Source organism: Stenotrophomonas sp. SMYL41 (assembly GCF_036319965.1).
GTDB classification, from domain to species: Bacteria; Pseudomonadota; Gammaproteobacteria; order Xanthomonadales; family Xanthomonadaceae; genus Stenotrophomonas; species Stenotrophomonas maltophilia_R.
Window position 1 is genome coordinate 329585 of the sequence record NZ_JAWIRX010000001.1, and the last position, 13403, is coordinate 342987.

Genomic DNA, 13403 nt, shown 5'->3' on the forward strand with positions numbered 1-13403 from the left:
GCTCAAGGTCAGCCGTGGATTAGGGATGTTTATCGGGAGTAGAGGGGTCTGCGCTTACGGGCGAGAGTGGCCATTTCGGACGCTTACGCTTCTTCTAGGAAACAACTGCTATCCACCACCCTCCATGTCGGGAGCAGGGCTCTTCAGTTGCACCCTTCTTGCCGAGCATTATCCTTCCCCGAACTACGGATCGCACCCAGTGCTTGAATCAACTCCCGAACTTCCGGCCGCGATCAACGAGCCCCAGGTATAATTCTCATCGCGGCTCACGACAATTCCATTGCTTTGTTGGAGATTGAATTGATGGATCAGATTTCGCTCACGTTTGAAGAGGGTCTGTTGCTGCCGGGAACTTACATCATAAGCAAGGAAGACTTCATTGCGGAGTTCTGTAGCAGTCCCGAGAAGACCTTCGGCCATTATCAAGAGATGGCTCGCTCGAAATTCCTCAAGCCATTCCTGGATATTTACGAATGGGCCGAGGAGGCTGGGGCAACTTCAATTGTCGTCGGAGGGTCGTTCGTCTCGCGCAAAAATGATCCCAATGACCTGGATGTAGTGATCTTTTTCGCCACATCTTCGCAGGTCCCACACGGTCGGGAACGCTACGACATAGATGGCCTCATGCTCGATGTGCAGCTTCTTGCGGAGGACCAGCCCGAGATCGCTAGTGCATACCTTGAATTACTGGGGACCACCCGATTCGGCGCTAGGCACGGCTTGGTCCAGATAAAGATGCACAGCTCAGTACAAACCTTCTACAGGCCTGAGCAGTCGTCACAGAGTCTTGAGATAGTCAAGGTTGCATACTTGGGCCGGCGTTGGTCGAAGCAGCAGACAACGAAGGGGGTTATCGTACCGTTGCACGGGATTCGAACGCATGCGGACGGATGGCTACCACGTCTGTGTCTATCTGCGAGCACGTCAGGATGGGCTGTTGCTCCCTATGTGTACGGGTATCGATCTGCAAACGTCCTTCGCAATGAGGAGGAGAAGGCTGAAATCGTTGAGGGGTTTAGATCCTGGCTGATTGATGTCCGAAAGGAATATGAGGGTCCAATTTCCATCGTGGCGCACTCTTTCGGGAGCTACATAGTGGGGCGTTACCTATCCAATGCCGGTGATATTTCAGAGAAATTCGAGTGCGTAATCCTGTGTGGTTCGATACTCACAACCAATTTCGATTGGGGTGATTTTATTGATCGAGGCATCGTAGGGCGAGTCTTGAATACTATTTCAGAAGAAGATGAGTGGGTTAGGTATATTCCAGACGGCGGCATACGTTTTCTGGCGAAGGACGATCTGTTTGGCGCCGCCGGAAAATCTGGCTTCGCCAAGGAACATCCTCAGCTGTGTCAAATTCGGAGCGCATTGCTGACTCATAACAATGTGTTTCGTGAGGACGTAGTGACCGCTCAATGGCTACCCTATCTGGAAGCATCGAAGGGAGCTCTAGAGCAAAAGGCCTTCCAGCTCTTGGTAGAAAGGCTTAATTCCGAGACTATGTAACTGGTTGCCAATGTGCATAGGCTTGTTCATGCTGCACACGGCCTCTCGCCAAGGAGCCCGGGCACCCACAGGGAACTGTCGGTCCTTGTTTGTGTGCATGGCCGTCAGACTTATTCGCTAGCTCGGCAACTGGATAGTCCGCTTCTGGCCGAGTGCGGGCCTTGAGCGGGGACGGAGATTATGAAGATTTATCGGGGGTAAGGTTGAGGGCGACAGGCTATCACCCGCAATTGGGACGGTCTGGATCAGCCCCGCTCCTTGAGAATAAGAAGCGGCTACGGACCCATGTGCTCTTCGTCCTCCCATTCCAGCGATGACTGTTCCTTCAGGAGGCGCGACGCTTTGAAAGAGGGGACGGGGGGAGGGCGCCGAGCTTCATTGAGCAGCCGATGAAACCACCAGTGCTCGGGAGAATCGGGGGCCACTCCCGGAAGAGGAAGAAAACGATACATCCCGGGTATCGGTCCGTCCTCATAGACCACCGACCGGTGGTAGACGGGTTGGATGTAGCGATACAACGCCCATGTGATGTTATTGATCAGTTCTGCCAGCCAGCTTCCGTAGTAGATAAAGACGTTCTCTCCCAAGTGCTCACGGAAGTCATCCAACGCGAACGGGATCTGGGCCAATGGAACGTTGTGGCCATGCTCAGCAAGCAGGGCTTGCACCTGCTGCGCAACGCCCGTCAGGCGCGCCAGGTTGTGCTTGGCTTGATTCCCCGCGATTTTCAGTAGTTGCAGACGGGTGACTGACAGCCTCGCATGGACGTTTATGTTTCCCAGCCAGAACTTTGGATGAATCACTTCATCGAGCCAAGTGCGTAGATCTGCGACGGCGTCGGCAAGAGCGTGAGCGTGCCCCGCGCCGGATAACCTCGGGTTGGCGCCGGCCCGCTCCAGCACCTCCAGGCACGACATCTTTTCGCCTAGAAGTGCCTTGCTACCCCCCTCATGAACGAAGTCCAGCAAGCGGATGTAGAACAGATCGCGATGGGGCGTCGATTTGAAGAGCACCTGCACTTCCCCGGGGTGGCCGGTCAAGGGCAAGAACTCCATCAGCAGCCGGTTCACCAAATCGCGCAGCGCTTCAAAGGCAACGCTCAGGCCGATGGCTTCCAAGGTTTCTGGGGACGAGGAGCTGGACATGGCTTGCTAAGAGAGGAAAGCTTCATGCAATTATGGCCCATCCGCACTCTGGCGGACAGCGATGGGCAAGGCTAAGCATTCCCTCAAGACGGTGAACGTCTACACGGACTCCTTTCGGGATATGGTCAACGCGTGTGTGCGGTGGCGAGCAGAGCCAGCCATGCGGCTCCGGTGTCTGCTTCGACATCTTCTGCGTCCCAGTACTTGCTGTGGGCGAGTGGCATGGTATCGGCGGTCCCCGAGCAACATGCCGTTGGCGGAACGATAGCTACCGAACTGCCTACCGGCACCCTAGCGAGCCGCACCGCCATCTCAGCAGTCGCGACGGCGCTAATCGAGACCAGGGTGCTGGCGGACTGAAAGTGGTCCTTCGCCTGCGTGATCGACCGATGGTCGGTCGGGACCATCAGTGTGGTTAGAGCGACTCCCTGGCGACCACCCTCAAGGCTTTGAAGGCCCGACTCACCATGCTTGGCCCGGAAGCAGTCGGCCGGCTCCGGGCCAACGAGCAGGGGAGGGGGCATGCCGAGACCAGCCGAACGAGGGCCGCGAGCGGCCTCGCGACGGCGCAGGCCCGCTTGGCGACGCGGTTCGGGCCAAGCCTGCGGGAGCGCCAGGCCCGGGACAAGCCCCCCCCCCCCGGATTGGCCAGACTTCGCGCCCGCGCGCAGCGATAATGTGCCGGCCATCTACACAAACACCCCGCTCTCGAGCACGCGCGCAAGTTCCTAGAACATGCCACCAACCAAGAGAATCGCGGCATCCCGCACCGCCAATATACGGAGTCCGAGTTGAGCGTCATCAATATTCCTCGCGATGAACAAGAGGCCCTGCGAGAGGTCAATGTGCAGGCGTTGGATCGGGAGATTTCAGCTTCCCTGGACGCCCGGCGACTAGGATCGCCATTGCGCGACTTACGGCTGGACAGTTGCGGGCCGTTTATCGCCGCCAGGCTTCGCGAGTTCGATGTGGCGCTACAGGCCTACGCGGGAGCCAAGGCGACGAAGAAGTTAGCTGACACCGGTGAGCGCGCCCGCCGTGCCGGCAGCAACTTGGGCAACGCGGTTCGGCAGATGCAGCAGCGGGTTGAGACGCAGGAAAAGGAAGGTCAGCGCTTCTTCGTCGACGACCAAATCATTCCACCGAGCAATTTCACGAGGACGCTGTCGGTGCGGGTGCACTACCGCTGGCGCCCGTCGGCCGAGGCCGAGTGGGCGCACGGTACTATCACGTTCACTCACTCGCATGATCCACGCCCTGACTACCCAGTGCCGGCCCCAAAGCGAAAACCGAGCGCCAGTCAGCGTGCGCAGGATTTGCAGGACGAGCTTTGGCGCGAGTGGGAGCAACTAATGAACAACGGGCTCCATTCGCTTGCCGAGTACTTTCGGCAGGGCGGCGACGGCGCAGCGATCCCGAAAACTTTCCAGGCGCGCGCCGACGCCTTCCATCGTCGGCTCAACAACTTCAGCTGCCGGTTTTGGCTCGAGCCAGCAGGTAGGACGTAGCGGGCTACGGAGCGATGGATTCTGGAGGCGCCATGGTTCGCACCGAGGCAAGGTCGGCGCGTACGGGGCGCCGCTGGGATGGCCATCGGCATGTGACTCCGCGGTCGCCAAAGCGCCGGTGACGAGCGATCCTTGCTTTTCCGAGAAGATGTCCGAATCTTCGGGAATCTCGCCAGCGACAGGGACAGCACCGAAAATGACGGTGGCGGATGCAGAGCGTGCCCAAGTTGTTGCCGAAGTCGGGCCGCCCAAGTGGCTCTCCCAGCAGACCATTCCGACTCGGGCCTTGCGCGCCCTCAACGGATGCACCCAAGATCCCTATGCCGCCGCCAAGTCCGCCATCCATGAACAGGGACCTGCGCTGGCGCTTCAGCTCAATTTAGCAGTCGGGCGACCTTCGTCTTGAGCGCGGCGATGCGTCGCGAAACCGACGCGTGGCCGCGCAGACCCGACTCGCGCGCGATGGTGGAGGCACTCTTGCCGAGCCGCAGGGCTATCACAAGGCGACGCTCTTTCTGATCGAGCATTGCGATCACATCGCGGAACAGAACCTGCTCGTACGGCTCGTTGGGCTCCAGCGCATAAGCCGGTGCATCGTCGATGGTCTCGACTAAGTCGACTTTCAATTTCGCCCGTTTGGAATAGAAGCTGCGCTCGAAATCCTCTTTGATCCAGGAGTTCGCGGCCGAGAAGTCCTCGTGCGTCCGGTGGCGGTGCAGTAGCTCAACCACCGGATCGAGCGACTCGAGGACACCGTCGCCGTCGATCGCGCTCTGAAGCACCTCCTCGCGCTCGTCGGCATCAAACTCGTCCCAGACGTCGCCGCCCATCAGAGGCCGCTGGATATCGAACAGGTGTCTCTCTTCCTCAGGCAGGCCGGCCAAGATACCGGCGCGTAACTCTGCGAGCGGCTTCCAGGTCTCGTCTTCGTGCGTCGTGGGAGCGAAGAATTCATCGCGCCTGGCCAGTGCCAGGCGATATAGGCGGTGTGCCCAGTATGGGGTGTCGCCGGCGAGCAGTCGCAGTGGCGAGCGCGCGTTGAAGGCGCCTTGACCCAAACGCGCTCGCGGAGACAAGCGCGTCCAGATGTAGTGCGCAAATGCAGCTCGTGCCCGCGCACCGTAGTCTGCAGGCAAGTCGTTGTGCATGTACATCAGGCCCATCATAGAGCGTCGGCGTTCGAGACCAGCCTTGGCCAGGATGTCGTCGGGCAACAGGCCGGCCAGCATGACGTCGAGCTCGGAGTTCCCGCCGTAGGTTGGCACCAGGATCATGTTCGGGTTGCGCCGTTCCTCGAGGTAAGGAACGAACGGCTTCAACCCTTCGATGGCTTCTCCCGACCGCACAAATCCGGCCCTTTGCGTGGCATTCCAATTGTGCAGGTGGGCTGTCCATTCTAGGCGACCTGTCGCTGGCTCGGACAGGAACGCGAGCTCGAGTGGACCGTGCTCCCATCGATCTATCTGGGTAATTTCGGCCTGGTGAAAGAACGCATTGGAAATTGAACGCATGGAGATCCTCGGAATAGGGGCTGTACTCCTATCCGGCACAAGTATGAGCAATTGTGACCTCGAGTTGGCAGCATCGCGTTAATCAGTCTTCGAGCAGGCGGGCAGCCGGGTTGGCTGTTGCTCCGCCTGCTTGAAAATACCCCACGACACTCGACACCGACCTATGCTCGGTCAACTGCATGATCGCCGGCAGCGACACGCCTTGGCGACTGGCCTCGGTCACGAACCCAGACCGCAAGCTGTGCCCGCCAAAATCCCCCTCCAGCCCCGCCAGGCGTGCCCGCCGCTGCACGATCTCACCCACGGCGGCTGGGGACAGGGCAGGGCCGACCCGCTGCTTCCACAGCCGCCGGAAGATAGCCCCCTCGGCGAGGCTTGAGGCATCCAGCCAGCCCTGGAGGGCGAGGGCGGCCCGATCGAGCACCGGCTTATCCGGGGTCGAGGTGGCCGTAACCCCGGCCTGCTGGGTCTTGCTGTGCTCCAGCCGGTAGATATAGCCCGCCTCGCCAATCCGGCGCAGGTCGCGCAGGTCGGCAGCGGCGATCTCGCTACGCCGGCGGCCGCCACTGGCGAACCCGAAGCAGAGTAGGGCGCGATCCCGAATTCCTTCCAGGCTGTCGTCACAGGTGGCCAACATGGCCTCCAGCTCGGCCAGGGTGATCGCAGTCTTCTTGCGTGGGCGCTCGCCGCGTTTAACCGCGGCCCGCGCCGCGCGGCTGAGTACGGTGCGAATTGCAGGCTGCTCGCAGGGATTGGCCACGTGCTTGAGTCGGTGCGCGGTGGAGAGCACGGCAACGCGATGGCGCACGGTGGCCAAGGTCCACGGGCCGACCTTGGCTTTGAGGCCAGCGGCCACCAAGGCCTGGTCGACAGCTGGGGGAAGTTCCCAAGCCAATTCGCCGTCGGTCGAGCGGCGCTGTACGTGATCGACTACGAACTGCAGCACGGTGGCTTCGGGTACCGGCAAGGTCAACTCGATGCCGTAGCGCGCCGCATGCCAGCCAGCCCAGTAGCGCAGGGCGCTGGTGTAGCTGCGAGTGGTGTTCTCGGCTGCGGCTTCGGCCAGCAGCTCGCGGACCGCATCGGCAGCCTGTTGGGTCAGCTGTTCGGGCAGTGCTAGGCAGGTGGCCGTCGCGGCAAGTGCGGGAATTGTAGAATTATCTTTCATACTATGTAATGTACGCTACGCTTAGAAGTCCGTACCCGCGATAATCATCACTTATCGCAAGTACGTTATCAGCAGAGTAGGGTGCCAGTACAGGAGACTTCGCATGGCCCGCGGCATCACCGAAACTGACGTCCATACCGCCGCCGACGAGTTGGTCGCCAAGGGCGAACGCCCAACCGTAGAGCGTATCCGGGCTCACCTGGGAACAGGCTCACCGAACACGGTGACCCGCTGGCTGGAGACATGGTGGAACCGACTTGGCACGCGCCTGCAGCCAGCGCGTCCGGACCTGGAAGATGCGCCAGCGGTGTTGGCAGAACTTGCCGGGCAATGGTGGGAGTTGGCGCTGAAGCATGCCCAGGAGGCCGCCCGTCAAGAGCTTGCATCGTCCGAGCAGGCCCTGGCTGCCGAGCGTGATGCGCTGGCGGCTAGTTCCCGACTTGCGGCTGAAGAGCTGGCGCAAATGCGGGAAGAGCGTGACGTTGCAATCACCGGGGAGAGAATTGCAACGGCCCAAGCTTCAGAGCTACAGCACCTGGTCGACCAGCTTCAGCTGCAGATCTCTGAACTTGCAGAGCAGCGCGATCTCGAGCGTCGAAGAGCCGACCGAACCGAGACAGCGAGACAGCAACTCGATGTCCGGCTTCATGACGCCCTGGAGACGGCGAAATCTGAGCGGGAAGACTGGACCGAGTACGTCAGATCTGTCGAGAATCGGGCGCTAAACGATGTTGATCGAGCACGCCAGGAGGTGAAGGAACTCCAGACGCAGCTAAGCAAGACATCCGAAGAACACAGGGCCCTTGAGAAGCAGCTGCGTCAGGATATCCAGGCCGCCCAATCGGCGGCAGCAGCCGCCAGCCGGTCTGCGGATATCCTGCGCGGGAAGTGTGACGCTCTCGAGGGACAACTTTCAGCGCTTCAAAACTTGCCGGCTCAGCTTGAAGTGGCACTAAAGCGGTCCAAAAGGGTTCCTTCGCCTACGACTCGGAAGCGCCCCAAGCAATAGGGCGCACGCTGCGACCCCAAAGGCTGGTAGAGGTACCAGCTCTAAGGATTTCACGTCAATGCAGGGCGTCTTTTCAGTAGCTCGAGCGAATCCAGGGCATCTTGTCCGAGGGCTCTCAGATCTACGGGCGAACTTCCCCGGCAAGGCGGGCAAGTCTCTTCGGCTACTAGGGTGGCTTGTCCGCGGTAATCAGGAGTCACTCACGCTCAGGCACCGAATAGATAGAGGTTATTCTTCCTCATTGAATTCGATGAGCGCCGCACGCAAGACCGCGGCAGGATCGGTCCTGAGAACCTCCTCAGGGGTCGCGCCGTCCAGTAAAGCGTTGCAACTCATAAACCACTCCACCTCACCCCAGCCGGTCGTGCGACCCTGATCGTCCGGCGTAAACGGCCCTTTTTCTCGCAAGACCGTCAGAATGTCGTACAACTGACTGACGGGCTGGCCATCTTCCCCAAGCTGCCATGCGGGGTAGCGGTAATGGGACGACGGCGGATCCATGTATGCTGCGAGAAGCCGCCACTGCCGGCGGAGCTTCGTTGCTACTGTCGGCAGCGAGTTCTTATGTGCAGGATCGACGATCCTAGATACTTCCGCGGCCGTCAACCAGTGCTCCGCCAACCTCGCGCGCTTGCGGGCAGCGGCGACCAAGATTGGGTGGAGGCTTTCGGAACGGGAACTCACCATCTTGCACCTGCGCTCTAGGACAAGAAGTCCTGCTTGGTGGTGGTGCCCCTGGTCGGAATCGAACCGACGTGTACGCGCTTATCTGGCGCGTGCTCTCACCGGGGTATAAGGCCGGCGCTCTGACCAACATGAGCAACAGGGGCGTGATCGATCTAAGCGATCACGCCGGTATTCGAGGGTCGAGCGAGGCCAGGCAGGTCATAGGACAAGCATACCGGGATCGACACCAGGCTGCCATCAAAGGTGGTTGGTCGTTTGCAGCGCGCAGACACGCGAACGCCGGTGTGCCATAAAGCGAGCGAGTACCTCCGCCTTCCATTTCGGGGCAGCCTTTAGTCAGTTCGTGGTTCCAGAGGGCATCTTTTCGGTCGCCCGTCGGGTCAGGGGCGATTGTTGGTCAGAAAAAGGGCGTCTGTTGGCTTGAGGGAGGGCACTTCTTTGTCGTCATACATGTTCGTCGCATAGTAGTCTGCAGCGTGCATCTTATTGATCTACAAGGTGCGACCCCTCAGTTCCAAGGGCAGATCTGCGTCGGGCATTGCAGAAGATTGTGATTCAAGAATGTTCATTGCAGAACATTCTGATGCGCCAGATATCATTGTAGAAGTTATTGATGCTCCGAGGAGCATCGCGGAAGAAAGTGACTTCCGACTGACCATTGCAGAACATTTCAGCGAGCTGCTACGCCTTTAGGGCCACCAGATGGGTTCACCACTCCCGGCGCGATCTAGTGAGGCACATGTTATGCCAGTACGCATGGCAAGTCTCCCGGCCCTTGCTCAGGCCGGGCGGCGCTAGAGCGCTCACTTTGAGGTCGCTTTCGGCATCCACAGAAGCTTTACGTCGCTGCAGCGCAGCCGGCTTCGTGTCAGCGCAATAGGTTGCAGCGGCGGGGGTGGCCTCTTGCATGCGGAGTATTCAACCTCGCTTAAGGCCTGAAATGCGGCCCGTGCATAGGCCCTGAATAGGATGCGGCTAAACGCGCGATAGTAAGTCGCCAGTCGTGAACCCTCACCGGTGCGCATGGAAATTGCTTCGGCTATCTCCCGCAATGTCGCTTGAGCGGATCGTGATAGCACCCTCCCGTCTAAGAAGAGCCTTCCATGGACAGCATACGCAACCAGGAGGACGACGTGGGCCCTTGGGAATCGGCGCGGCGAATCATCAGTGGTCGACATGCCTAGCAGACGCCTTTCACGTTCAGAGAAGTCACCCGCAGGGAATTTTGAGGCAATGGAGAATGTGATCCTCTCAAGGGCATTGCCCATTTCCCGAGGGAGTTCTAGAAAAAACTCCGCTGCATCCGCGATAGCTGGTGCCAAACCCGCTAGAGCTTCTGATGACAAGGACTGCTCTGGCGTGCATGGGTGCTTTACCACCGACGAGCGAACGAGTGGGCCTGAACTTCCCCTAGTTCCTCCATGCCAAGCAGCTCCTCGTGGAACGAACAACCCAGAGGCCGCTTCAGTCACGCGGGAGTCTCCCTCGCAGCCAAAGAGGTCCCGACGCGAGCGACTTTCATCAGCCCACGTAAGGTATCGCCGCACATGGAATTCCCGCGCTCCTTCTTTCCCCTCAGGATCGGAGAGGAGTATGGATGGCTGAACATGGTCGCGTCCGCAAGAGCAGATGAAAGGCGCAGCGTCAGATTGAAATGATTTCCAGAGGGACGCTCCGCAAGACACGCACTGAGCGACCGTACGCACCCGGTGCCAAGGGCACTGATTGACCCAAGGTAGCTGGAATAGCATAGAGTGATAGCTGCTCTTGAGACACTCCGGGCAGGCCGTTAGATAGGGCCTCCATTGAGCAGCCGCACCATTGAGCGCTTGCCACTTCCGTGGGTCCCACAATGGCGCCAACGCATTGGCCGCCGGCACCTTGTCGACGATCGCGGCCTGTGCTCTGTGTGAATGACAGAGGTGTCTGCACCAATCATCCGAGTACCTTGGCCTAATCCCTAGCAAGCCCAAACTGTCATGGCAGTCTAAGCAGTTGAGCCTGAGAGTCTGAGCCACAAATCCTAAAGGTGAGATGCCCAGCAGCCGGTCAGGCGAATGGTGAAGAATCGCATCGAACGAACGTCCGTCAGGCATCGCCATACTCCATGCCCCCCTCAGGGGCAGCCAGATTTCCCCGATCAGGGGTGAAGTTCAGCTCCGCACAGGCACTGTCGTACTCAACGAGGTCGGAGTACCCGATGGCCATCTTGAGATCCCTGTCTGTCATCTCAGTAAAGCCCGGCCTGGTGATGATCCGTCTTGCAATGTAGTGAGCCATAACGCTCACTGCTTGCAGCGGCCACTCATCGAACTCCTTCCGGCCGGCTGCGGCTCTCTGCTGTACCCCGCAATCCCACAGTCTTTGGCTGCATTTGGCAATCCTGAACGCGCCATCGTAGAGGTGTGGTGCCAGACTCCTGGGTAACGTTGCGCCGGCCCCAGGGGCCATCTCAGCGTCGTCTTCAAACCGCTCAAGAAAGACGCCGAGGTCTTTCGCCGAGCGAATACCATGGAATTGATGAAACTGCGTGAAGAAGCGCCCTCTGATCTGAGGCGGGGCATGGAGCTTGTTGATCGCCTCTTGCTTGTCCGAGGTATGGTTATCCTGGAACAGAAAAATTACGAAGATCGTTTTCCCACGCTTCTCCAATTCGTTATCAAGTGTTGCGAAATGCTGCAGCGCTGCTGTTTCAATCAAATTGGCATCATCGATGACCAAGAGCAGTCGATCCACGTTGGCGTTGTTCAATATCATCTCGATGGTATTGATGACACGATCAATTCTGTTCTGGGCCGACTGTCTCGCGATAGGTCGCTGTCCCAGCTGGGCTATCGTCCAATCCATAAATGCAGACTCGGTGATGCCAATCGCGCGAACAATTGCAGACACGGCCACGCAACTGAATGGACACCAATCTAGGTTTTTGCAGATGTACTGGGAAAGAAATGTCTTGCCAAAGCGAGTTTGTGAATGCAACCCAATGCCGCGGTATCCCTTCTCAATCGCAAGGACGATCTTGGTCAGGGCCTCTTCCATCGCGACGGTTTCAATAATGGGCTCCCCCCTTTCAGAAAAAACTGTTTTGAATGTTCCCAGGCCCGGATCGAGATTCACTTCGTGATTGACATTCATTGCTTATGCCCCCTCCTACCAAGCTTCACCCTTCCCGAAAGGGGAATCACCAGTTCCGCGATGTTGGCTGCTTGAGGCGTGCCTTGAAGTGGACTGTTGGCGATCGTTTTCGGGGGTGCCTCAGGAGACTCGGCCGCGTCGAAGCTGTTCTTGTGCTGCACCTGAATCGAAGCCGCCTCTTTGCTGTCACGGAAGCGTGCCCGCAGGTGGTCCTTATAGGCTAGAACTGCATCCTCGACGCCCAATAGATCAATGTCACCTCGAGCGACCCGCCTGTGGATTAGGCTGCGCAAGGCGAGGCTGTGCTGCGTCCTTGCCCATGGACGGAGTGCGCGAAGCACGACGAACAGCTCTCCTTCCTCGGTGTAGAGGTACATTGTCCGGCCGTCAGTGATGTCGACTTCAGCAGAGTAGTCAGTGCTCACCAGGTCCCATCTATTATTCAGTGCGACTGACCGATATCGTGCGTGTTTGAACTGAACATAGGGCTGCCGGCGATCTTTCTTGCTCCCCTTGATCCGGGCTCGAGTGCTCATGAGCGACATGGCAACTGCGCGCTCCTCGTTGTTTCGTGTCGCGAAAAGCCAGCCGCCGGATGCTGCGTAGTTCCGGAGGACCTCATAAGGGTCGCGCCCTTGGTGAGACCCGTGGCTTTCGACGTTCGACGCGGCAATAATCACATCCATGAGATCCTCCAGTGCATCCCTCTGCAGAGGGTAGTCATCCGGATCGCTGCCATTGGTAAGGCTCTTCTCTGCTTCCTTGCCCCGGGGGCGAAACGCACCAGGCAGTAGGCGGATTGCAGTCTCTTCCTTGCGCTTGTTCCACGCCTCAAGAAGGCCGCGCGTTTCCGGAACTCCACTTGTGCCGTAGTGGATGACTCCTCTTAATTCCGATGTCATGCGCTGACGGTTGACACCAAGGCGGTGAGCCATAGCATTGTCTAAGCTCGTGATTGCTCCGGTTGCTACAAAGCCGAGGGCAGGTGCAGTGCCGATTCCGCTACCAGGGACGTACCTCATGCGTGGGCAGACCAGCTCCTTGGGCTCCCATTTCCGAAGTGTGTTTGCGCAAGTGGTGTTGAAGTCGGCGCCGTTGTAGTTCGTTGCGAATGCCAGTGTCCAACTGCAGCACATGCGGAGTAGCGCAAAGCACCCAGCGATAAGCCAAACGCAGTCGATCTTCTGCATGAACGGATTGCCATCGGCATCATGGCCCTCCACGGAGAAGGAGACGTCTAGTTTGTGACCATCGTATTGGACCCAATCGCCGTATTGGAGAGCAAAGACCTCCTGCAACTGGCCGGCGCTGACAGCGTCTTCCACTTCAAAGTCTTCGTCGACGAAAGGTGTGCCGCGGCGAGAATCCTTGATGAACTCCACGATGCTACGTCGGGCACAAGTTGTGTCGTTTGCAGGGTAGCGATCACCTGGAACCCTCTTGCGAATGAGGGACTTAATCTTCTTGAAGAAGTTCTCGAAAGTGCTGCTGGGAATGTTCCGTTTTGGCAGCTGCCCTGAGTAGGCTGTCAGTCGCTCTTCAAGCTCGGGGAGCAGTTTCAGCACCTTCTTGAAGGCTCCGGGGCCTGCCAACTTGGGAAAGTCTGCGGGTGAGGTGACGATGTTGTTTCGAACTTTGTGCGGCAAGCACGCACGCCAACCCCAAGGCCTACCGTCGGGGGCAATCTGCAACGCGTTTCTGATTGTGGATCCTAACGTGCCAGGATTGACC

9 protein-coding genes and 1 tRNA gene are annotated in these 13403 nt (G+C 58.8%); 3 read left to right on the forward strand and 7 right to left on the reverse strand.

The window, feature by feature from the left end:
- Positions 1-303 precede the first annotated feature (303 nt).
- Positions 304-1509: a hypothetical protein gene (locus V3B30_RS01545; protein WP_262082593.1), complete on the forward strand. Its 1206-nt coding sequence runs from the start codon at positions 304-306 to the stop codon at positions 1507-1509.
- A gap of 275 nt (positions 1510-1784) precedes the next feature.
- Here V3B30_RS01545 and V3B30_RS01550 read toward each other — a convergent pair whose 3' ends face one another.
- Positions 1785-2654: a hypothetical protein gene (locus V3B30_RS01550; protein WP_262082594.1), complete on the reverse strand. Its 870-nt coding sequence runs from the start codon at positions 2652-2654 to the stop codon at positions 1785-1787.
- A gap of 791 nt (positions 2655-3445) precedes the next feature.
- Here V3B30_RS01550 and V3B30_RS01555 point away from each other — a divergent pair.
- Positions 3446-4162, forward strand: a complete 717-nt coding sequence (locus V3B30_RS01555; RefSeq protein ID WP_262082595.1) for a hypothetical protein — start codon at positions 3446-3448, stop codon at positions 4160-4162.
- Positions 4163-4536: 374 nt separating this feature from the next.
- Here the strand turns inward: V3B30_RS01555 and V3B30_RS01560 are convergent, their stop codons facing one another.
- Entirely contained in the window at positions 4537-5673 is a 1137-nt protein-coding gene (locus V3B30_RS01560; protein ID WP_262082596.1) for a hypothetical protein, read from the reverse strand.
- 82 nt (positions 5674-5755) lie between these two features.
- Positions 5756-6841: a site-specific integrase gene (locus tag V3B30_RS01565; protein WP_262082597.1), complete on the reverse strand. Its 1086-nt coding sequence runs from the start codon at positions 6839-6841 to the stop codon at positions 5756-5758.
- Between the two features lie 103 nt (positions 6842-6944).
- On the opposite strand from V3B30_RS01565, the gene V3B30_RS01570 reads away from it, so the two are divergent.
- Complete coding sequence (locus tag V3B30_RS01570) at positions 6945-7850, forward strand: DNA-binding protein (RefSeq protein ID WP_262082598.1); 906 nt, start codon at positions 6945-6947, stop codon at positions 7848-7850.
- Positions 7851-8078: 228 nt separating this feature from the next.
- Here V3B30_RS01570 and V3B30_RS01575 read toward each other — a convergent pair whose 3' ends face one another.
- The 4 genes from V3B30_RS01575 to V3B30_RS01590 all read right to left on the reverse strand — a co-directional run bounded on the left by V3B30_RS01575 (position 8079) and on the right by V3B30_RS01590 (position 13318).
- Positions 8079-8534: a hypothetical protein gene (locus tag V3B30_RS01575; RefSeq protein ID WP_262082599.1), complete on the reverse strand. Its 456-nt coding sequence runs from the start codon at positions 8532-8534 to the stop codon at positions 8079-8081.
- 43 nt (positions 8535-8577) lie between these two features.
- Positions 8578-8680 (reverse strand) — tRNA-Ile (locus tag V3B30_RS01580).
- A gap of 1945 nt (positions 8681-10625) precedes the next feature.
- Entirely contained in the window at positions 10626-11672 is a 1047-nt protein-coding gene (locus V3B30_RS01585) for an ATP-binding protein (protein WP_262082600.1), read from the reverse strand.
- A complete protein-coding gene (locus tag V3B30_RS01590) occupies positions 11669-13318 on the reverse strand; it encodes a hypothetical protein (protein WP_262082601.1) in 1650 nt (549 codons plus the stop codon). The genes V3B30_RS01585 and V3B30_RS01590 overlap by 4 nt, the downstream gene beginning before the upstream one ends.
- Positions 13319-13403: the final 85 nt, after the last annotated feature.